Source organism: Streptomyces sp. NPDC049687, from assembly GCF_044465285.1.
In the GTDB taxonomy this organism is placed as follows: Bacteria; Actinomycetota; Actinomycetes; order Streptomycetales; family Streptomycetaceae; genus Streptomyces.
On the sequence record NZ_JBITLN010000007.1, the window covers coordinates 68107 to 88631 of the forward strand.

Below are 20525 nucleotides of genomic sequence, written 5' to 3' on the forward strand. Positions count from 1 at the left end.
GCGGCAGCGACCGCGCGACGGGAGGAGTGAACTGATGGCCGCCGGGCCGGAGATCCTCGACGAGCTCCGCCGGCTGCGGGCCCGGGTGCCCCAGCTGACCGGCGCGCTCGCGGCCGGCGTGGACGGGCTCGTCCTGGCCCACGACACACCCGGCGTGGAACCGGAGGGGGTGGCCGCGCTCACCGCCGCCGCCCTCGGTGTCGCCGTACGGCTGGCGGACACCACCGGCCAGGGCGATTTCCGCGAACTGCTGGTGCGCGGGGCGTACGGCTACGTGGCCACCTACGCGGCGGGCCGCGGCGCCGTGCTGACGGTGCTCGCGCAGGACCGCGTCAACGTCGGCCGGCTGCACCTGGAGGGCCGCCGGGCCGGTGCCCGCATCGGGGAGCTCGTCGACACGGTCGAGGCGAAGGCGCGGGAGGCCCGGGCGCGGGAGCCGAAGGCCGTGCCCGCCAAGCCACCGGCACAGCCGCCCGTCCGCACACCCGCCAAACCCTCCGCCGCACCCCTATGGACCAGATCGGCGCGCGACACATCCACGACCGCGCGCACCACCACGGAAAGTCGAGAGGAACCGAGGAACACGTCATGGCCAACACCGAAACCGCACTGAAAGAGGCGCTCGCCTCCATCGAGGGCGCGACGGCCGCCGCGCTCGTCGACTACACCAGCGGCATGGCGCTGGGCACGCTCGGCGGGAGCAAGAGCTTCGACCTGAACGTCGCCGCCGCCGGCAACACCGACGTGGTGCGCTCCAAGATGCGCACCATGGAGCACCTCGGGCTCAAGGCGCAGATCGAGGACATCCTGATCACCCTGTCCGACCAGTACCACCTGATCCGCCTGATCAGCGGGCGCGGCGGCAACGGGCTCTTCCTGTATCTCGTCCTGGACGCCAAGCGGGCCAATCTCGCGATGGCCCGCCACCAGCTGAGGAAGATCGAGGAGGACCTGGAAGTCTGACTACACCGCCATCTCGGTGCGGCGGCGGGCCCCTCCCGGGGCCGCGTCGCCCGCCGCGATCCCGGTGCTGCGGTACGCCTTGACGGCCTTGCCGGCCGGGCGGCCGCCGTACCGGTCCAGCCAGTCGACGCGCACCCACAGCAGCGCGTCCGCGGCCCGCTCGCGCCGGCCGAGCCAGGCGGCCTTCAGCCGCAGGCCGGTGCCGAGGCCGGCGAGCAGCATGCCGGCGGCGGCAGGCACGGCGAAGGAGCTGCCCAGCGCGGCCGCGAAGGCGAGCAGCAGCCACCAGCGGTGGCCGCGTCGCCAAGTGCGGCCGGTGACCGCCCGGTCCTGGAGTACATCGTGCTTGCCGGCCCGGGCGGCGCCGCCCGCGAGCGCGGTGTAGCGCCGACGCCCGTACCACGCCACCACGGCGGCGGCGACGATGAACAGCGCGGCACCCGCCATGACCCCGATCCGGCGGCCGGTGAACCCGGACGGCAACACGCCGATCCCCGCCGCGAACACCCCGCACCACCACAGCGGCGCGGCTCCGGCCCGTACGACGACGGCCACCCGAGCCAGCCCCTGACCTCCGCGTGCCACGTCCGCCTCCTCGTCAACTCCGGCACAGTTCCCGTGGCGGTACAGGCTAGTGAGCGAACGTGAGACGAGTCTGAAAAAAAGCGAGTCCGACAAGAACCGGACTACTCGACGAACAGCCCCCGTGCGACCGCCCGTGCGTCGAACTCCTCCAGGCGGGCCTGTGCGTCGGGCAGGTCGTCGCACATCGCCTCCAGCAGGACCCGGCCCAGCAGCATCGGCGCGCACGCCGTGTCGAAGGCGAGCCCGGTGCCGACGGCGGCCGGCAGCAGCAGGTCGGAGACCTTGGCGACCGGCGCGAAGGCGGAGTCGGCGACCGTGACGACGGTCAGCCCGGCCTCCTTCGCGTATGCCAGCGTGTCGAGGACCTCGCGCGGATGCCGGGGCAGGGCGAAGCAGAGCAGCGCGGTGGCGCCCGCGCGGACGGCGGCGTCGATCCGGTCGTGGATCATCGTGCCGCCCTCGTTGAGCAGCCGTACGTCCGGGTGGACCTTGGCGGCGAAGTACGAGAAGCCGTACGCCTGGGAGGCGGCGGCCCGCAGTCCGAGCACCGGGAGCGGGCGGGAGGCGGCCAGCAGCCGGCCGGCCTTGCGCACGGGTCGCGGGTCGGCGAGCAGTTCCGCGAGGTGCCTGAGGTTCTCGATCTCGGCTTCCACGGCCTGCTGGTACTCGTTGTACGACGCCGAGCCCGCCGGCTGTTCGGCGGGCGCGACCTCGCGCAGGTGCTTGCGCAGGGCGGGGTAGCCGTCGAAGCCGAGGGCGACGGCGAAACGGGTCACGGACGGCTGGCTGACCCCGGCCAGCTCCGCCAGCTCCACGCTGGACAGGAACGGCACGTCGGCGGCGCGGCGCACCATGCTGTGGGCGATGCGCCGCTGGGTGGGTGTCAGCCGGTGCCCCTCGAAGAGCGCCTGCAGCCGACCCGCCGGGGTGTCCGCCACGCCCGTGTCGGTCTCCGTGCTCATGCCCCGTTCCCCCTCCAGATCTCCGTGAACCGGTCCAGCAGTCCGGCCGCCGCGCTCACGTCGTCCGTGAGCGGCCGGTCGGTCTGTTCCGCGTCGAGTGCCGCCTCGGCGAGCTCCAGCGCCCGCCCGGCCGGGAGTCCCGGCTCGGGCCGCAGCTCGCGCTGGCGCAGCGCCCGTACGGCGGCGACGAGTTCGCAGCCGACGACGAGACGGTACGCGCCGCAGGCGCGCAGTGTCTGCCGGGCGGCGAGCGAGGCGAAACTGGCCTGTTCCTCGACGCCCCGGGAGAGTACAGCGTGGCCGAGCGACGCGGGGGCCGAGAAGGCGCGCAGGTCACCGAGGGCGGCTCCGGCGGCGTACTCCAGGATCATCACACCGGAGGAGGCGGGCAGGTCGTCGGCGAGGAAGGGGCGCAGCCGGGTGTAGGCGGGTTCGTTGAGGGTGGAGAGCCGGGACGTGGACAAGCGCGCCACCTGGGTCAGCGCCAGCCGGAAGTGGTCCAGGGCGAGGGCGAGCTGGGCCTGGTAGAAGCCGCCGTGGTGGTAGGCGGTCATGTCCTCGGGGCAGATGAGGGGGTTCTCGGCGGCCGCGTTGATCTCGATGCCGAGCACCTCCTCCAGGGCGTCGGCGGCGTCGTGCGCGGGGCCGTGGATCTGGGGCAGGCAGCGGAAGCCGTACGGGTCCTGGATCCGCCCGAGGGGAGGGGTGGGCCGGTCCTCGGCACCGATCAGTTCCCGCATCCGACGGGCGACCTGGGCGGAGCCGCGGTGCGGGCGGGCGGCGTGCACGGGGGCCGCGTAGGCCTCGTGCGAGCCGTCCACGGCGAGGAGGGAGAGCGCGGCGACGACCTGGGTGGCTTCGAGGAGGCCGCGCAGCTCGTGCAGGGCCAGCGCGGACTGGCCGAGGGTGAGGGCGTTGCTGCTGATGAGCGCGAGGGCGTCGTTGTTGTCCAGGGGCTGGGGCTCCGGGGCGCCCTCGCCGTTCCAGGGATGCTCGCCCACCAGCGCGAGGCCCACCTGTGCCAGCGCCGCCAGGTCCCCGGTTCCCACCGACCCGAACTCGTTGACGACCGGGTACGCCCCGCTCTCCAGGGCCTCGCACAGCGCCGTGACGACACTCGGGCGCAGTCCGGCGCCCCCGGCGAGCAGCTGGTTGGCGCGGACGGCGAGCATCGCGCGGACCTGCCGGGCGGGCAGCACCTCGCCGATCGCGCCGGCGTGGCTGCGCAGCAGCCGCAGCCCGTGCTCGGCGGCGGCCTCGGTGGGCACGTCCTCGTTCCGGTTGGCGCCGACGCCGGTGGAGCGGCCGTAGACGCGTCCGGTCGCGGCGATGAGCCGGGCGGCGTCCCAGACGTCCGTCATCCGCCGCATCGCCTCGGTGCCGGGCACGGGCCGCGCGGTGCCGTCGGCGAGGCGGACGACGTCCGGGACACCGAGGGCGACCCCGTCGAGGACGACCAGTCCACTGTGAACGGCCTCCGGGGTGTCCATGATCTGAGACGACATACGATGCCAAGCTCCCCTCAATCCGGACACTCGATCTTGCCTATCGGTCATCCGTTACGTCGGTTTAACGCGGAACCGTTGACAAGCTATTCAGCTACCAAGAACTCTGCATGACGTTATACAGCCGGGCAAGGGACATCTCATGATCCAGTTCGACGCGGTCCACAAGCGCTTCCCCAACGGCACGACAGCAGTCCACGACCTCACCCTGGAGATGCCGGAAGGCGGCGTGACCGTCCTGGTCGGATCCTCCGGTTGCGGCAAGACCACCACCTTGCGGATGGTCAACCGGATGGTCGAGCCGACCTCCGGCACCGTCAAGGTCGGCGGCAAGGACGTCACCCGGCAGGACGCGGCCGAACTGCGGCGCTCCATCGGGTACGTCATCCAGCAGGCGGGCCTCTTCCCGCACCGCACGGTGCTCGACAACATCGCCACCGTGCCGCTGCTGCTCGGCCACGGCCGCCGCAGGGCCAGGGCCCGCGCGGCCGAGCTGCTGGAGACCGTCGGCCTCTCCGCCGACGCCGGCAAACGCTACCCGCACCAGCTCTCCGGCGGGCAGCAGCAGCGGGTCGGTGTGGCCCGCGCACTCGCGGCCGACCCGCCGGTGCTCCTCATGGACGAGCCGTTCGGCGCGGTCGACCCCGTGGTCCGCACCCAGCTCCAGGACGAACTGCTCCGGCTCCAGAAGGAGTTGAGCAAGACGATCGTCTTCGTCACCCACGACATCGACGAGGCCGTACGGCTCGGCGACCGCATCGCGGTCTTCCGCACCGGCGGCCACCTGGTCCAGTGCGCCCCGCCCGCCGAACTGCTCGCCCGCCCGGCCGACGACTTCGTCGCCGACTTCCTCGGCGCCGAGCGCGGTCTGAAGCTGCTCTCGCTGAAGACCCTGGCGGACGTCCCGCAGGGCCCGGCGCCAAAGGGCGACGTCTGGACCCTCGTACTCGACGAGGCCCGCAAGCCCCTGCATTGGGCCTCGGGGGACACCGAGCTCCCCGTACGGCCCCTGAGGGACACCGACTCCCTGCTGTCCGCCCTCAACGAGTCCGTCGCCTCCCCCACCGGCCTGGTGGCCCGGGTCGACACGGCCGGCGTCCTCACCGGCGTCACCTCCCGCGACGACATCCACGAGCACGCCGGGCAGGCCCACACCGAGGCGCGGGTGGCCGCATGACCATCGACTGGTCCTGGGTATCCGGCCACACCGACGACCTGACCACGCTCACCGTCTCCCACCTCCAGGCCGCCCTGACCGCGGTCCTCCTCGGCCTGCTCGTCTCCCTCCCGCTCGCCGTGATCGCCCACCGGGTCCGCCCCCTGCGGGGCTTCCTCCTCGGGCTCTCGAACGTGCTGTTCACGATCCCGTCGATCGCGATCTTCGTCCTGTTGCTGCCGGTCAGCGGTCTGACCCGGACCACGACCGTCATCGGTCTGACCGTCTACACCCTGGTCGTGCTGCTGCGGAACACGGTCGAGGGCCTGGACTCGGTGCCCGCGAAGACCAAGGAGGCGGCCAGGGCGATGGGCACGCGCCCCCTGCGCACGCTCCTGACCGTCGAGCTCCCGCTCGCGCTCCCCGTGATCATGGCGGGCGTGCGGATCGCCACGGTCATGTCGATCTCCCTGGTCTCGGTCGCCACCTACATCGGCGACGGCGGCCTCGGCCAGCTCTTCACCGACGGCTTCCAGCGCGACTTCCCGACCCCGGTGATCGCGGGCGTGGTCCTCACGATCCTCCTCGCGGTCGTCGCCGACGCCCTGCTGGTCGCCCTCCAGTACGTCCTCACACCGTGGCAGAGGCGGCGAGCCTGACATGTACGAACTCTTCAAGAACCTCGGCGGCTGGCTGACCAGCGGCGCCCAGTGGTCCGGCCCCGACGGCATCGCCCACCGCCTCGCCGAACACCTCCAGTACTCACTGCTCGCCACGCTCGTCGCGGCCGTGATCGGCCTCCCGCTCGGCCTGCTGATCGGTCACACCGGCAGGGGCGCCTTCCTGGCGATCAACCTGGCGTCCTTCGGCCGGGCGCTTCCCACCGTCGGCCTGGTCGTGCTGGTCTTCCTGGCCGGCGGACTGTCGATGCTGCCGGTGTACGTGGCCCTGGTCGCCCTCGCCGTCCCGGCGATCGTCACCAACACCCACGCCGGGATGACGGCCGTCGACCCGGATGTGAAGGACGCGGCGCGCGGCCAGGGCATGCGCGGCCACCAGGTCCTCCTCCGGGTGGAACTGCCCCTCGCCCTCCCCCTGATCATGACCGGCCTGCGGCTCGCGCTCATCCAGGTCGTGGCCACGGCGACCATCGCCGCGTACGTCTCCTTCGGCGGCCTCGGCCGCTATGTCTTCGACGGCCTCGCCCAGCGCGATCTCGTGCAGGTGCTCGGCGGCGCGGCGCTGGTCGCCGCGGTGGCCGTGGCTCTCGACCTGCTGCTGAGCGGCCTCCAACGCCTCCTCTTCCGACACCGCACCGCCTGACCCGTTTGGGGAACCCACGCCATGAACCGACGTACTCTCCTCGGCGGCCTCCTCGCCGCGGCCTCCGTCCCCGCCCTCTCCGCCTGCGCGAGCGGCATCACCTCCCTCGACGGCCAGGGCACGGACACCTCCGGCGGCGGCTCCAGCAAGGGCGGGGTCACCATCGGCACCGCCAACTTCACCGAGAACCAGGTGCTCGGCTACCTGTACGCGGCCGTCCTGGAACAGGCCGGCGTGAAGGTGACGGTCCGCCCCAACCTCGGCACCCGCGAGATCGTGATCCCCGCCCTCCGGGGCGGCGACATCGATCTGCTGCCCGAGTACCAGGGCGCTCTCCTCAACTACCTCGACCCCAAGGCCACCGCCGCCGAGGAGGGCGCCATGCAGAATGCCCTCACCCTCGCCCTTCCCGGCGGCCTGCAAGTGCTGCCGTACGGCACGGCGGAGGACTCCGACGCGTTCGTCGTCACCCGCGAGACGGCGAAGAAGTACGGCCTGACGTCCCTCGCCGACCTGAGGAAGCAGAACGGCAGGCTGGTCCTCGGCGCCGCGCCCGAGGTGAAGAAGCGCCGGGTGGGCGTGGTCGGGCTGAAGGAGGTGTACGGCGTCGAGTTCAAGGAGTTCAAGTCGCTGGACTCCGACGGTCCGCTGGTCAAGGGCGCGCTGAGGAAGGGAGACGTGGACGTGGCGAACCTCTTCACCACCGACACCGACATCGAGGCCGAGGACTGGGTGGTGCTGACCGACCCCGAGAACCTGATCCCCAGTCAGCACATCGTGCCGCTCATCGCCGACCGCAAGGCCGACGACACCGTCCGCAAGGCCCTCGCCAGGCTCGGCAACATCCTGACCACCGAACAGCTCACCGAGCTCAACCGCCAGGTGGACAAGGACAAGAAGGACCCGGAGGACGTGGCGAACGCGTACGCGAAGCAGCACGGGCTGACCGCGTAGCACCCCTCCTGTTCCCCTGAACCCGACCTCGAAGAGGGGGGCTGTCCCCAGTGCGCGGGGCGTCCCCGCTGCCTACCGTCGATGTTCATGACGGGATGGGAGACGGCCATGGACGCGCGGGACACCGACCTGAAGAAGGAACTCGACGCCACCCTGCAGACCCGCAGGGAGCTGGGTGAGGAGTACGAGTCCGCGCTCGTGGACTCCTTCCTCGAGAAGGTCGACCAGCGCATCGACGCGGCGGTGGAACGGCGGGTGCGCCGGGGGTTCGCCGAGGCGCAGATGGCGACGGCCCGCGACGCCCGCTCGCCGAAGGCGACGGACTCCTGGGGCGACCGCTTCGGCTTCGGCATCGTCTCGCTGGTGCTGGCGGTCCCGCTGTCCGCGATCGGCGCGAGCACCGCACACCTGCCCGGTCTGATCGTCTCCTGGGTCGGCATCGTCGGCGTCAACGCCGTCCAGGCCGCCCGCAGCAACCCCGGCCTGTTCGGCGGCCGCCGCCGCGCCTCGAAGCACGGCGACGACGACTGGGAGGGCTGATCCCTCGGCCGGGCCGGAAAAAGATTGTGCGCGGGGACCGCCGCACCCCCGTTACCGGGGGGCGGGACGACGGCGGTCCCCGCGAGGGACGCGGGCCGGGTCAGGCCGGGCTTGCGCGTCCATGGCGCCTGTGGAGGTCCGGGAGCCGCTCCGGAGGTCCGTGACGCCGTTCGGTTGCCGGCCTGGGCGGGGAGCCGCTCCCGCCCTGCCGACATCCACTAATGTGCCGGACGCGTGTTAAGCGTGTGCTGCGCGGACGTGACACGCTCGTACCACTTCCGCGAAGTCCACCACTTCGGTAGGCAAACGGAAGTTCAGCGGCCGGATACGGAGTTCACCGGAGGTTTCCCGGAGGTTTCCCCCCGGGACCTGGAAGTTGCGGCCGCCCCCGACCGGTGTTACTTCCCGCCCTTGGCCAGGAAGGCCAGCAGGTCCTGGCGGCTGACGACGCCGGTGGGCTTGCCCTCGACGAGGACGATCGCCGCGTCCGCGGCGCCGAGCACGGACATCAGGTCCCCGACCGGCTCACCGGAGCCGACCTGCGGCAGCGGGGCGGACATGTGCTTCTCCAGCGGGTCGGAGAGGGAGGCCCGCTGGGTGAACAGCGCGTCCAGCAGCTCCCGCTCGACGACCGAGCCCACGACCTCCGCCGCCATGACGTCCGGGTGGCCGGCGCCCGGCTTCACGATCGGCATCTGCGAGACACCGTACTCGCGCAGCACGTCGATGGCCTGGCCGACGGTTTCGTCCGGGTGCATGTGCACGAGGGACGGCATGGCGCCGTGCTCCTTGTCGTTGAGGACGTCGCCGACACGGGCGGACGGGCCCTCGTCCTCCAGGAACCCGTAGTCGGCCATCCACTCGTCGTTGAAGATCTTGGAGAGGTAGCCGCGGCCGCTGTCGGGGAGGAGGACGACCACGACGTCGTCCGGCCCGAGCCGCTCGGCGACCCGCAGCGCGGCGACGACGGCCATCCCGCAGGAGCCGCCGACCAGCAGCCCCTCCTCCTTGGCCAGCCGGCGGGTCATCTGGAAGGAGTCCTTGTCGGACACGGCGACGATCTCGTCGGCGACGGTCCGGTCGTAGGCGGTCGGCCAGAAGTCCTCACCGACGCCCTCGACGAGATACGGCCGCCCGGAGCCGCCGGAGTAGACCGACCCCTCGGGGTCGGCGCCGACGACCCGCACCGTGTCGTCGCTGACGTCCTTCAGATACCGCCCGGTGCCGGAGATGGTGCCACCGGTGCCGACTCCGGCCACGAAGTGCGTGATCCTCCCCTCCGTCTGCTTCCACAGCTCGGGGCCGGTGGAGTGGTAGTGGGAGAGGGGATTGTTGGGGTTGGAGTACTGGTCGGGCTTCCACGCGCCCGGCGTCTCACGGACGAGCCGGTCGGAGACGTTGTAGTAGGAGTCCGGGTGCTCCGGGTCGACGGCCGTCGGGCAGACCACGACCTCGGCCCCGTACGCCCGCAGCACGTTGATCTTGTCGGTGCTGACCTTGTCGGGGCACACGAAGATGCACTTGTACCCCTTCTGCTGCGCCACGATGGCCAGCCCGACACCGGTGTTCCCGCTGGTCGGCTCGACGATCGTGCCACCCGGCCGGAGCTCCCCGCTCTTCTCGGCGGCCTCGATCATGCGCAGGGCGATGCGGTCCTTCACGGAACCGCCCGGGTTGAAGTACTCCACCTTGGCCAGGACGGTCGCCCGGATGCCCTTGGTCACGCTGTTGAGCTTCACCAGCGGGGTGTTGCCGACGAGGCTGATCATCGAGTCGTGGAATTGCACCGTTGTCTCCGGTTGCTTGCAAAAAACAGTGGTCGTAGTGGTCAAACCAGCGTACGGGTCGACCGGGAGCTTCACTCCCCGTTGAGATTGGCCGACGGTCCGTACGGGGCAAGGAGTGGATGTACGGACACGAGGAGGTGACGGCGAGGCATGACGAGCATGTCGAGGGCGAGGGTGGCCCGGCGCATCGCGGCCGGCGCGGCCTACGGCGGCGGCGGTATCGGCCTGGCCGGGGCGGCGGTCGTGGGACTGCTGCTGACGGAGGCGCACATGGCCCGGCGCCACGTGAACGGGGGCGGCGAGCATTCCCGGGTCCCGCACGCGGACGGCCGCTACGGCCTCGCGTACGACGCGCCCGGCACCCCGGCCGGGGAACCCCTGCGCCTGGTGCTGCTGGGCGACTCCACGGCGGCGGGCCAGGGCGTCCACCGGTCGGGGCAGACGCCGGGTGCGCTGCTGGCCTCCGGCCTGGCGGCGGTGGCGGAACGCCCGGTGGAACTCCGCAATGTCGCCCTCCCCGGCGCCCAGTCCGACGATCTGGACCGCCAGGTCGCGCTGGTCCTGGGCTCCGACCGGATGCCCGACATCTGCGTGATCATGATCGGCGCGAACGACGTGACCCACCGGATGCCGCCGACCCGCTCGGTACGCCATCTGTCGGCGGCGGTCCGCCGGCTGCGCACGGCGGGCGCGGAGGTGGTCGTCGGCACCTGCCCCGACCTGGGCACGATCGAACCGGTCCCGCAGCCCCTGCGCTGGCTGGCCCGCAGAGCCTCCCGCCAGCTGGCGGCCGCCCAGACGATCGGCGTGGTCGAACAGGGCGGCCGCACGGTCTCGCTGGGCGACCTCCTGGGCCCCGAGTTCGAGGCGAACCCCCGCGAGCTGTTCGGCCCCGACCACTACCACCCCTCCGCCGAGGGGTACGCGACGGCGGCGATGGCGGTCCTGCCCACCCTCTGCGCCGCCCTCGGCCTCTGGCCGGCGGAGGAGGAGCGCCCGGACGCCTCCCGCCGCGAGGGCTTCCTCCCGGTGGCCCGGGCAGCGGCGGAAGCGGCCTCGGAGGCCGGCACGGAGGTCACGGCGGCGATGCCGACCGGGCCGCGGGGTCCGTGGGCCTTGCTGAAGCGGCGCCGGAGGCGGAGGGTGCAGGAAGCGGAACCCACGTCGGCTTCGCCCACCAGCACGTCCGGGGTCTGAGGACGAAACAGAGCCAAGCAAGCGCTTAGAAAGTGCGGTCAGGGTCACACCGCCATCCCCGTGACCCAGACCATACGTACCGGTAACTTCCCAGGAAGCCCCGCCCGTACGAACCCTTCCCGCCAATGGAGCCGTGATGCCCGAAGCCGTCATCGTCTCGACCGCCCGTTCCCCGATCGGCCGCGCCGTCAAGGGCTCTCTGAAGGACCTGCGCCCGGACGACCTCACCGCCACGATCATCCAGGCCGCCCTGGCGAAGGTCCCCGAGCTGGACCCGAGGGACATCGACGACCTGATGCTCGGCTGCGGCCTCCCCGGCGGCGAGCAGGGCTACAACCTGGGCCGGATCGTCGCCGTACAGATGGGCATGGACCACCTGCCCGGCTGCACGGTCACCCGTTACTGTTCCTCGTCGCTGCAGACCTCCCGCATGGCCCTGCACGCCATCAAGGCCGGCGAGGGCGACGTCTTCATCTCGGCCGGTGTCGAGATGGTCTCCCGCTTCGCCAAGGGCAGCTCCGACGGCCTCCCCGACACCAAGAACCCCCTCTTCGCGGAGGCGGAGGCACGTACCGCCGCCACCGCCGCGCAGGAGGGCTCCACCTGGCACGACCCGCGCGAGGACGGCCTGCTCCCCGACCCCTACATCGCGATGGGCCAGACCGCGGAGAACCTGGCCCGCGCCAAGGGCATCACCCGCCAGGACATGGACGAGTTCGGCGTCCGCTCGCAGAACCTCGCCGAGGAAGCCATCAAGAACGGCTTCTGGGAGCGCGAGATCACCCCGGTGACCCTCCCCGACGGCACGGTCGTCAGCAAGGACGACGGTCCGCGCGCCGGCGTCACCATGGAGGCCGTCCAGGGCCTGAAGCCGGTCTTCCGCCCCGACGGACTCGTCACCGCAGGCAACTGCTGCCCGCTCAACGACGGCGCCGCCGCGGTCGTCATCATGTCCGACACCAAGGCCCGCGAGCTCGGCCTCACCCCACTCGCCCGCATCGTCTCCACCGGTGTCTCCGGCCTCTCCCCCGAGATCATGGGCCTCGGCCCGGTCGAGGCGAGCAAGCAGGCCCTCCAGCGCGCCGGCCTCACCGTCGACGACATCGACCTGGTCGAGATCAACGAGGCCTTCGCCGCCCAGGTGATCCCCTCCTACCGCGACCTCGGCATCGACCTCGACAAGCTGAACGTCAACGGCGGCGCCATCGCCGTGGGCCACCCCTTCGGCATGACGGGCGCCCGCATCACCGGCACGCTCATCAACTCCCTCCAGTTCCACGACAAGCAGTTCGGTCTGGAGACGATGTGCGTCGGCGGCGGCCAGGGCATGGCGATGGTCATCGAGCGTCTCAGCTGATCGCGCGCTGAGAGCCCCTGCGTAACCGTTTCGGCACCTGCCGTCACGCCATGGCCCGGAGTCCGGAAAGCACCTGGACTCCGGGCCGTTTTGTGATCCAATCTCCCCCAGGATGTGACCTATCTCCCTCGGTCAGTGATTTACCCAGCTCAGCGCCCTTCACCACTAAACCCCAGACTAGAGATCCTGTCCGTTTCGTGACGTTACGCACTGACAGCGGGATGGTCCGCCCTTCAAGCTGATGTAGGAAGTCGGGGGTCGACTTTGAACCGGGAGTACGTCAGTGAGCGCCATGCCGATCGCCTTGCTGGTCACCACGGCCGCCACGGGCGCCGTGGGCGTCGCCGTCCTGCGCACCCTTGTGCAGCTGCGCCGGCAGGTCGCCGCCCTGCACACCCAGCTCGCCGAGAACCACGCGGCCGAGCGGCGGGGCTTCGTGCCGGCCGCGCGTTCCGCGGCCGACGCCGCAGAGATACGCGCCGCGGTCGCCGAGGCGCTCGCGGAGGAGCGGGAGCGGGAGCTGGCCGAGGCGCGCGCCTTCTGGGCCGCCCAGGAGGCCCGTGACGCCTCCGACGCCCCCTCCCTGCTGGGGCTGCCGGACAGCGAGCTGTTCCTGCCGCGTCAGGCCGACTTCGTGGGTCTGGAGCCGCTGGAGCCGGTGACCGAGCCGACCGCGGACGCCGACGAGTTCACCGGGGAGTCGCCGGAACTGGCCGCGGCCCGCCGCCGCCACCCCTCCCATCCGGACTTCGTACCGGTCCAGTCGCCGGTCGGGAACGACCACGAGCGCACGGTCGCCGCCCTGGAGGAGCTGGCCGCGTCCCGGATCGAGCTGACCGACGTCCGCCCGGGTCCGCTCGGCACCCTCGACGTCTACGTCTTCGCCGACGGCACGACCCTGTGCATGACCCCGGGTCACCGCGAAACCGCCCAACGCCTCTCGGCCGCCCTCACCGCCGGCGAGACCCCGTTCCTACTGGGCGGCTCGGGCATCTCGGGCGCCTACACCCTGACGTTCGCGTGCGGCGAGGAGAACGTCTACATCCTGGCGGACAGGGTCATAGCGAGCCTGTGAGCGCCGGGGAGCCGTCGACGCGCCTCACACCCCCGCTCGCTTCTGCGCCTCCTCGACCAACCGCACAGCCTCGGCAACCTGGCCCTCGTCCGACAGTACGAGGGCCAGATCGTGCACCGCCACGGTGATCTGGTCGGCGGCGGCGAACATCCCGGCGTCGGGCATCTCCCGGGGCTCCGCCCCGGGCTCCTCAAGACGCTGCGCCCAGCCGGCCAACTCGCGGGCCAGCCCCAGCGCCTCCGCGGCAGCGCCTCGCTGCAGCCGACTCTGAGGGGCCGCCCTCAAACGATCGGCGAAGTGATCCACCGCACGGGTCAGTGACGTCGTATCCACCACGCCGTGAGCGTACGCGTCGTACCGGGACTGTTGCCAACGGGCGAACGCTCAGGCACGGTGACCTGAAGGACCGGCTTACATCCCCTTTGCAACCGGAGGCGCCGATGTCCCATGTCCTCTCCGAGGAGACCCACCGCAATATGCTCGCCCGCATCCCCCATTGCACCGGTCGTGAAGTCTCCGACTGGCTGCGCACCGTCGACGAAGGCCCCGCTCTCCGCTTCGAGGAGAAGGTCAGCTGGCTGCGCGCCGAACACAACCTCGCGTACGGCCACGCCAAGGCGATCATCCACGAGTACGAGCTGAGGAGGGCCGCGCGCAAATTCCTCTAGCGCGCACACCGGTACGCATCCGCATCGGACATGAGGAAGGGCCCCGGGGTGACCCCGGGGCCCTTTCACGCCGTACTACCGCGGGCGGCCGATGCTCAGTCCTGGTTCAGGATCGACAGGAGTCGCAGGAACTCCATGTAGATCCACACCAGCGTCATCGTGAGGCCGAAGGCGGCGAGCCAGGCCTCCTCGCGCGGGGCGCCGTAGGCGACGCCGTCCTCGACCTGCTTGAAGTCCAGGGCGAGGAAGCAGGCACCGAGGATGATGCCGATGACACCGAACACCACGCCGAGGGCACCGCTGCGGAAGCCGAGGCCGTCACCGCCGCCGAAGACGGTGAACAGCAGGTTCACGGCCATCAGCAGGACGAAGCCGAGCGCGGCGGCCATCACGAAGCCGTAGAAGCGGCGGTTGACGCGGATCCAGCCCGCCTTGTACGCCACCAGCACACCGGCGAAGACCGCCATGGTGCCGAGCACCGCCTGGGCGACGACGCCGTCGGCGATGTACGTGGACACCGCGGACGAGATCACGCCGAGGAAGACGCCCTCGAGGGCGGCGTACGACAGGATCAGCGCGGGGGCCGGGCGACGCTTGAAGGACTGGACCAGGGCCAGCACCATCGCGACCAGACCGGCGCCGACGGCGATGCCGTACGACTTGTTGAGGTTGGCCTCGTCGACGGGCAGCAGCAGCCAGGACAGGACCGCCGTGAGCACCACGGTGCCGAGCGTGGTCGCGGTGCGCGCGACGACGTCGTCCATGGTCATACGGCCGGTGGTGGACGGGGCCTGCGGCGGTGCGCCGTACTGAAGGTCCTGCTGTGCGTAAGGGTTCTGCGCGTAGGGGTTGCCCGCCTGTTGCGCGTACGGGTTGGCCTGCGTGCCGACAGCGGGTCCCCCGGCCTGCGGCGTCGCGTTGAAGCCCGCGTAGCCGTTGTCGCGGCTGAACCCCCGTCGCGAGAAGACCGGGTTTCTGCTCCTCATTTCACTCCTCCATGGCCACACAGCGCGGCCTTGGCCTCAAGGGTAATAGGTAGGCAAAGGATTGACCCTAGTGCTTGAGGAGGATCTTTCCCTCATGCGCCGCGCAACACGCTACGCGGCAGCGTGATTCCCGGCACCGGAGGATCTCATTCATGACCAACCTGCTACCTGTCCGGAACCGGTCGGAGACCGGCCGACGGGTCACGTTCGATCATTCGAACGGGAACCCGGTGTAAGCCTCGGCAAGATCGGTCTCGGCGGCGCGCGAGGAGGCGATCCGCTCCAGCCGGGCCAGTTGGAGCCGGTCCTCGAAGGGGGTGGCGTCGGGCGCGCGGTGCAGCAGGGTCGTCATGTCGTACGAGAACCGCTCGGCCTGCCAGACGCGCCGCAGACAGGTCGCGGAGTAGGCGTCCAGCAGCTCGGTGGAGCCCGTCTCCTGCTGGTGCGTCAGCGCCCTCGCGAAGGTGACGACGTCCCCGACGGCCAGGTTCAGGCCCTTGGCGCCCGTCGGCGGCACGATGTGGGCCGCGTCTCCCGCGAGGAAGAGCCGGCCGTGCCGCATGGGCTCGTGGACGTAGGAGCGCATGGGGGTGACCGACTTCTGGGTGAGGGGGCCGCGCTCCAGCCTCCAGTCGTCGTCGGTCTCGAAGCGTCGCTCCAACTCGTCCCAGATCTCCTCGTCGCCCCAGCTCTCGGCGTCGGTGCCCTCGGGCACCTGGAGGTAGAGGCGGGAGACGGACGGCGAGCGCATGGAGAGCAGGGCGAAGCCGCGGTCGTGGCGGGCGTAGACCAGCTCGTCGTGCGAGGGCGGCACGTCGGCGAGGATGCCGAGCCAGCCGAAGGGGTACGTCCGTTCGAACACGCGGGTCAGCTCGGCGGGGATCGCCTTGCGGGCGACGCCCCAGAAGCCGTCGCAGCCGACGACGTACGCGCACTCCAGGACGTCCTCGACACCCTCGTGACGGAAGCGGACGCGCGGGCTGTCGCTGTCGGCCCCCTCCACCGCCAGCGCCTCCGCCTCGAACAGCAGCGGACCGCCCTCCTTCGACTGGAGGGCGATGAGGTCCTTGCACACCTCCGTCTGGGCGTAGACCATCACCGACCGGCCGCCGGTGAGGGCGGGGAAGTCGACGCGGTGGCGTTTCCTGTCGAAGCGGAGCTCGATGCCGTCGTGACGCAGGCCCTCGCGGTCCATGCGCTCCCCGGCACCGGCCGCGCGCAGCACGTCCACCGTGCCCTGCTCCAGGATCCCCGCGCGCTGACGGTGCTCGACATAGGACCGGTCGCGGCTCTCCAGGACTACGGAGTCGATGCCGGCGTTGTGGAGCAGACGGGCGAGGAGGAGGCCGGCGGGTCCGGCGCCGATGATGCCGACGGTGGTGCGCATCGGGCTTCCCTTCAGACATGACGTTCATGCGACGATCAGGCGGAGTGTTCGCGTGGTGAAATTTTCTTCACAGTTGCCATGCGTGAGTCTGCGCCCGGGCTCACCCGGTGTCAACGGTGGGGTGCGGCGATCAACGCCTCAATGCAGGGTGCAGCGATCACCGAGGCGTCGGAAGTGCCCAGAGCCGGACTTGAACCGGCACGCCCGCGAAGGGGCAGCGAGGTTTAAGCTCGCCGTGTCTGCATTCCACCATCTGGGCAGGCCATGGGCTCCGCGTTGAGCTTCCGACCCTATCGGGATCCGTCCCCCGAACAGCCGGGTAGTGGACCGATGTTGTCTTATTTTATTGAGGTCTGAGGGAGCATCAGCACGCGGAACTGGCCATCCGCACTTGCCAGTAGCCTCGCGTGCGACAGCCGCTCGTGTATGCGGAATGACGGAATTTCACCGTCCGAACGAGGGTGCTCCACCGGTTCTTGACGACCCGTCTCTCAAGGACGCGGGTCATCCCCAGGTATGACACGGCGCCCCTTGGTGCGACCCGAGGCTGTCTTCAGAACCGGAACAGCGACTGACTACAGGGCGGCCTGCGCCCGTGACGATGGTTCACGTCCCCAAGGAACAGCCCACCGTGAACACCCCACCGTCCTGACAGGAGCTCGTTTCCCGTGACCACCAGCCCCCTCGCCGAACGGACCACCGCCGTGGCCGCACGTGCCACGGACCTGTCGAAGATCTACGGACAGGGCGAGACCCAGGTGGTCGCCCTCGACCGGGTCTCCGTCGACTTCCGGCAGGCCGAGTTCACCGCGATCATGGGCCCCTCCGGGTCCGGCAAGTCCACGCTCATGCACTGTGTGGCCGGCCTCGACACCTTCTCGTCCGGATCGGTGCGCATCGGCGAGACGGAACTCGGCTCGCTGAAGGACAAGCAGCTCACCAAGCTCCGCCGGGACAAGATCGGGTTCATCTTCCAGGCGTTCAATCTGCTGCCCACGCTGACCGCGCTGGAGAACATCACCCTTCCGATGGACATCGCGGGGCGTAAACCGGACAAGCAGTGGCTGGACAGCGTCATCCGGATGGTGGGTCTCAAGGACCGGCTGAGCCACCGCCCCGCCCAGCTCTCCGGCGGTCAGCAGCAGCGCGTCGCCGTCGCCCGCGCCCTGGCCTCCCGGCCCGACATCATCTTCGGCGACGAGCCGACCGGAAACCTCGACTCGCGCTCCGGCGCCGAGGTGCTGGGCTTCCTGCGCAACTCGGTGCGGGAGCTGGGGCAGACCGTGGTGATGGTGACCCACGACCCGGTGGCGGCGGCGTACGCGGACCGGGTGGTGTTCCTCGCGGACGGCCGGATCGTCGACGAGGTGTACGGGCCGACGGCGGACTCCGTCCTCGAACGGATGCTGCGTCTTTCCGGGGGGACCCCCCAGACCCCCGAGTTCGACGCCAAGGGCCGCACCAGCTGACGTCCGGTCACCGACCATCGGAGTAGACACCCACATGTTCCGCACCGCCTTGCGCAACGTCCTCGCGCACAAGGCCCGGCTCCTGATGACCGTCCTCGCCGTGATGCTCGGCGTCGCCTTCGTCTCGGGGACCCTGGTCTTCACCAACACCATCTCCGACGCCTTCCAGAAGAGCTCCGCCAAGGGCTTCGACCAGGTCGACGTCGTCGTCACCGCCAAGGTCCAGGAAGACGTCGGCGACCGCATCGTCAAGACGCCCGGGCTGACCGAGGCCCTGCGCGAGAAGAGCGCGAAGGTGCCGGGAGCGGACTCCGCCGTGGGGGTCGTCAGCGGCTTCACCGCCCTCGCCGACAAGGACGGCAAGCTCCTCGGCGGCGGCTTCCAGTCGCAGGGCGGCAACTACTGGGGCGAGAGGGACGCCCGGTACCCGCTCGTCGAAGGACACGCGCCCAGCGGTGCCGACGAGGTCCTCATCGACTCCAGGACCGCCGAACGGGCCGGCTACGAGGTGGGCGACACTATACGGATGTCGGTCGACGGACCGGTCCTCACCCCGAGGATCACCGGCATCTTCACCACCGACGACGGCAATGTCGCCGCCGGCGGCAGCCTCGCCCTGTTCGACACGGCGACCGCGCAGCGGCTCTTCGGCAGGACCGGCACGTACGACGAGATCGACGTGAAGGCCGCCGGCGGGACCTCGCAGACCGCGCTGAAGACCGCCCTGGACGCCGCCCTGCCCCAGGGCAAGGTGGAGACCACGACCGGTCAGGAACTCGCCGACGACCAGGCCGAGGCGATCTCCGCCTCGATGAGCGGGCTGAAGCAGGGCCTGCTGGTCTTCGCCGGGATCGCCCTGTTCGTGGGCACGTTCATCATCGCCAACACCTTCACCATGCTGGTCGCCCAGCGCACCAGGGAACTCGCGCTGCTGCGCGCCGTGGGCGCCTCACGCCGGCAGGTGACGCGGTCGGTGCTGATCGAGGCGTTCGCGGTGGGCGTGGTGGCCGGCGCGACCGGTCTCGTGGCCGGTGTCGGCATCGGGGCGGGGCTGCGCTCGCTCATGAACACGCTCGGCGCCACCGTCCCCGACGGCCCGCTCGTCATCTCGCCCGGCACGGTCGCGACCTCCCTCGCCGTCGGGGTCGTCATCACCATGCTGGCCGCCTGGCTGCCCGGCCGCCGGGCCGCGAAGATCCCGCCGGTCGCCGCGATGAGCAGCGTGCACGCGAAGGCGACCACCAAGTCGCTCGTGCTGCGCAACACGCTGGGCGCGCTGTTCTCGGCGGGGGGCGTCGCGGTGGTCCTGACGGCCACGACGATGGAGGGCTCCGACGGCCAGGTCCCCATGGGCCTCGGCGCGGTCCTGCTGATCATCGGCGTGTTCATCCTGACCCCGCTGCTGTCCCGCCCGCTGATCGCGGCCACCGCGCCCGTCCTGCGGGTCTTCGGGGTCTCCGGCAAGCTGGCCCGGCAGAACTCGGTGCGCAACCCGCGCCGTACGGCCGCCACGGCCTCCGCGCTGATGATCGGCCTCACGCTCATCACCGGTATGACGGTGATGGCGGGCAGCCTGCAGAAGTCGATCGACAAGATGGCGTCCTCGGCGATCAAGGCCGACTACGTCGTGTCGATGGCGAACGGCCACGAGCTCTCGCCCGACGTCGAGGAGAAGCTGAAGTCGACCGACGGGGTGACCTCCACCAGCCCGCTACGCAACGCGCCCGCCCGCATCGACGGCACGACCGAGTACCTCACCGGCGTCAACGGTTCCGCCATCGCCGATCTGACCGACCTCAAGGTCGACGACGGCACCTTCAAGGTCGGCGGCGGCCAGGTCGTCGTGGACGAGGACACCGCCACGTCCCACGGCTGGAAGGCCGGTTCGCGCTTCACCGTCTCCTACGAGGACGGAGGGAAGCAGCGGCTGACGGTCGCGGGGGTCTACGAGGGCAACGAGCTGATCCAGGGCATCCTGCTCGACACCTCCGCGCTCGCCCCGCACCAGGAGGACCCGACCGACATGCAGGTCATGGTCAAGACGTCAGGCGGCGCCTCGGACGCGACCAAGGACCGGCTGGAGAAGGCCCTCGGCTCCAACCCGGCCATCCAGGTGCAGAGCAAGAAGGACCTGTCCGACAGCATCGCGCGGATGTTCACGCTGATGCTGAACATGCTCTACGGCCTGCTGGCCATGGCGGTGATCGTCGCGGTCCTCGGGGTCATCAACACCCTCGCGATGTCGGTCTTCGAGCGCTCGCAGGAGATCGGCATGCTGCGGGCGATCGGCCTGGACCGCAGGTCCGTCAAGCGGATGGTCCGCCTGGAGTCCCTCGTCATCTCGCTCTTCGGCGGGGTGCTCGGCGTCGGCCTGGGCGTGTTCTTCGGCTGGGCGGCCGGTGAGCTGCTCGGCACGAAGATGGCCACCTACGAACTCGTCCTGCCGTGGGGCCGGATGGCCCTGTTCCTGCTGCTGGCCGCCGGCGTGGGCGTCCTCGCGGCACTGTGGCCGGCGCGGCGGGCGGCCAGGCTGAACATGCTGGCGGCGATCAAGTCGGAGTAGCGGTTCCGGAGGGGCCCCGCGTCCGGTGACGCGGGGCCCCTTGCCGCG

At 70.8% G+C, this 20525-nt stretch carries 20 protein-coding genes and 1 tRNA gene; 13 read left to right on the forward strand and 8 right to left on the reverse strand.

The features are described from left to right. The first annotated feature begins 34 nt into the window (after positions 1 to 34). Complete coding sequence (locus tag ACIBVL_RS21990; RefSeq protein ID WP_399098944.1) at positions 35 to 613, forward strand: roadblock/LC7 domain-containing protein; 579 nt, start codon at positions 35 to 37, stop codon at positions 611 to 613. Beyond that, positions 589 to 963 (forward strand): hypothetical protein, encoded by a 375-nt coding sequence (locus ACIBVL_RS21995; RefSeq protein ID WP_399098945.1) that lies wholly within the window; start codon positions 589 to 591, stop codon positions 961 to 963. Before ACIBVL_RS21990 ends, ACIBVL_RS21995 begins: the two co-directional genes overlap by 25 nt. Here the strand turns inward: ACIBVL_RS21995 and ACIBVL_RS22000 are convergent, their stop codons facing one another. The 3 genes from ACIBVL_RS22000 to ACIBVL_RS22010 form a co-directional block, all read right to left on the reverse strand. Then, positions 964 to 1548, reverse strand: a complete 585-nt coding sequence (locus ACIBVL_RS22000; protein WP_399098946.1) for a hypothetical protein — start codon at positions 1546 to 1548, stop codon at positions 964 to 966. A gap of 101 nt (positions 1549 to 1649) precedes the next feature. Further along, complete coding sequence (locus ACIBVL_RS22005) at positions 1650 to 2510, reverse strand: MurR/RpiR family transcriptional regulator (protein WP_399098947.1); 861 nt, start codon at positions 2508 to 2510, stop codon at positions 1650 to 1652. Continuing rightward, the gene (locus ACIBVL_RS22010; protein ID WP_399098948.1) at positions 2507 to 4015 is read right to left on the reverse strand and encodes an aromatic amino acid ammonia-lyase; all 1509 of its coding nucleotides are present in this window, start codon (positions 4013 to 4015) and stop codon (positions 2507 to 2509) included. Before ACIBVL_RS22010 ends, ACIBVL_RS22005 begins: the two co-directional genes overlap by 4 nt. Positions 4016 to 4157: 142 nt before the next feature. Here ACIBVL_RS22010 and ACIBVL_RS22015 point away from each other — a divergent pair, with 142 nt between their 5' ends. The 5 genes from ACIBVL_RS22015 to ACIBVL_RS22035 all read left to right on the forward strand — a co-directional run bounded on the left by ACIBVL_RS22015 (position 4158) and on the right by ACIBVL_RS22035 (position 7988). After that, positions 4158 to 5192, forward strand: coding sequence for an ABC transporter ATP-binding protein (locus ACIBVL_RS22015; RefSeq protein WP_399098949.1), 1035 nt, complete (start codon positions 4158 to 4160; stop codon positions 5190 to 5192). Next, on the forward strand, positions 5189 to 5830 hold the full coding sequence (locus tag ACIBVL_RS22020) for an ABC transporter permease (protein WP_399098950.1): 642 nt from the start codon (positions 5189 to 5191) through the stop codon (positions 5828 to 5830). Before ACIBVL_RS22015 ends, ACIBVL_RS22020 begins: the two co-directional genes overlap by 4 nt. 1 nt (position 5831) lies before the next feature. Beyond that, positions 5832 to 6494, forward strand: coding sequence for an ABC transporter permease (locus ACIBVL_RS22025; RefSeq protein ID WP_399098951.1), 663 nt, complete (start codon positions 5832 to 5834; stop codon positions 6492 to 6494). A gap of 21 nt (positions 6495 to 6515) precedes the next feature. Beyond that, positions 6516 to 7448: an ABC transporter substrate-binding protein gene (locus ACIBVL_RS22030; protein WP_399098952.1), complete on the forward strand. Its 933-nt coding sequence runs from the start codon at positions 6516 to 6518 to the stop codon at positions 7446 to 7448. Positions 7449 to 7556: 108 nt separating this feature from the next. Further along, a complete protein-coding gene (locus ACIBVL_RS22035; protein WP_399099483.1) occupies positions 7557 to 7988 on the forward strand; it encodes a hypothetical protein in 432 nt (143 codons plus the stop codon). 398 nt (positions 7989 to 8386) lie between these two features. On the opposite strand, the gene ACIBVL_RS22040 is transcribed toward ACIBVL_RS22035, so the two are convergent. Next, entirely contained in the window at positions 8387 to 9775 is a 1389-nt protein-coding gene (locus ACIBVL_RS22040) for a cystathionine beta-synthase (RefSeq protein ID WP_399098953.1), read from the reverse strand. A gap of 150 nt (positions 9776 to 9925) precedes the next feature. On the opposite strand from ACIBVL_RS22040, the gene ACIBVL_RS22045 reads away from it, so the two are divergent. The 3 genes from ACIBVL_RS22045 to ACIBVL_RS22055 all read left to right on the forward strand — a co-directional run bounded on the left by ACIBVL_RS22045 (position 9926) and on the right by ACIBVL_RS22055 (position 13404). Beyond that, on the forward strand, positions 9926 to 10972 hold the full coding sequence (locus ACIBVL_RS22045; RefSeq protein ID WP_399098954.1) for an SGNH/GDSL hydrolase family protein: 1047 nt from the start codon (positions 9926 to 9928) through the stop codon (positions 10970 to 10972). A gap of 136 nt (positions 10973 to 11108) precedes the next feature. Further along, a complete protein-coding gene (locus ACIBVL_RS22050) occupies positions 11109 to 12329 on the forward strand; it encodes an acetyl-CoA C-acetyltransferase (protein WP_399098955.1) in 1221 nt (406 codons plus the stop codon). 283 nt (positions 12330 to 12612) lie between these two features. Continuing rightward, positions 12613 to 13404 (forward strand): hypothetical protein, encoded by a 792-nt coding sequence (locus ACIBVL_RS22055; protein ID WP_399098956.1) that lies wholly within the window; start codon positions 12613 to 12615, stop codon positions 13402 to 13404. 24 nt (positions 13405 to 13428) lie between these two features. Here ACIBVL_RS22055 and ACIBVL_RS22060 read toward each other — a convergent pair whose 3' ends face one another. Next, complete coding sequence (locus ACIBVL_RS22060; RefSeq protein WP_399098957.1) at positions 13429 to 13740, reverse strand: hypothetical protein; 312 nt, start codon at positions 13738 to 13740, stop codon at positions 13429 to 13431. A gap of 104 nt (positions 13741 to 13844) precedes the next feature. Here ACIBVL_RS22060 and ACIBVL_RS22065 point away from each other — a divergent pair, with 104 nt between their 5' ends. Next, positions 13845 to 14072, forward strand: a complete 228-nt coding sequence (locus tag ACIBVL_RS22065; RefSeq protein ID WP_399098958.1) for a DUF4287 domain-containing protein — start codon at positions 13845 to 13847, stop codon at positions 14070 to 14072. Positions 14073 to 14167: 95 nt separating this feature from the next. Here ACIBVL_RS22065 and ACIBVL_RS22070 read toward each other — a convergent pair whose 3' ends face one another. From ACIBVL_RS22070 to ACIBVL_RS22080, 3 genes are all read right to left on the reverse strand, one after another. Then, the gene (locus ACIBVL_RS22070) at positions 14168 to 15058 is read right to left on the reverse strand and encodes a Bax inhibitor-1/YccA family protein (protein ID WP_399098959.1); all 891 of its coding nucleotides are present in this window, start codon (positions 15056 to 15058) and stop codon (positions 14168 to 14170) included. 211 nt (positions 15059 to 15269) lie between these two features. Further along, positions 15270 to 16445, reverse strand: a complete 1176-nt coding sequence (locus tag ACIBVL_RS22075) for a 4-hydroxybenzoate 3-monooxygenase (protein ID WP_399098960.1) — start codon at positions 16443 to 16445, stop codon at positions 15270 to 15272. Between the two features lie 175 nt (positions 16446 to 16620). Further along, positions 16621 to 16704: transfer RNA gene (locus ACIBVL_RS22080), tRNA-Leu, on the reverse strand. A gap of 409 nt (positions 16705 to 17113) precedes the next feature. On the opposite strand from ACIBVL_RS22080, the gene ACIBVL_RS22085 reads away from it, so the two are divergent. Beyond that, entirely contained in the window at positions 17114 to 17914 is an 801-nt protein-coding gene (locus ACIBVL_RS22085) for an ABC transporter ATP-binding protein (RefSeq protein ID WP_399098961.1), read from the forward strand. Between the two features lie 34 nt (positions 17915 to 17948). Beyond that, complete coding sequence (locus ACIBVL_RS22090) at positions 17949 to 20477, forward strand: ABC transporter permease (RefSeq protein WP_399098962.1); 2529 nt, start codon at positions 17949 to 17951, stop codon at positions 20475 to 20477. Positions 20478 to 20525: the final 48 nt, after the last annotated feature.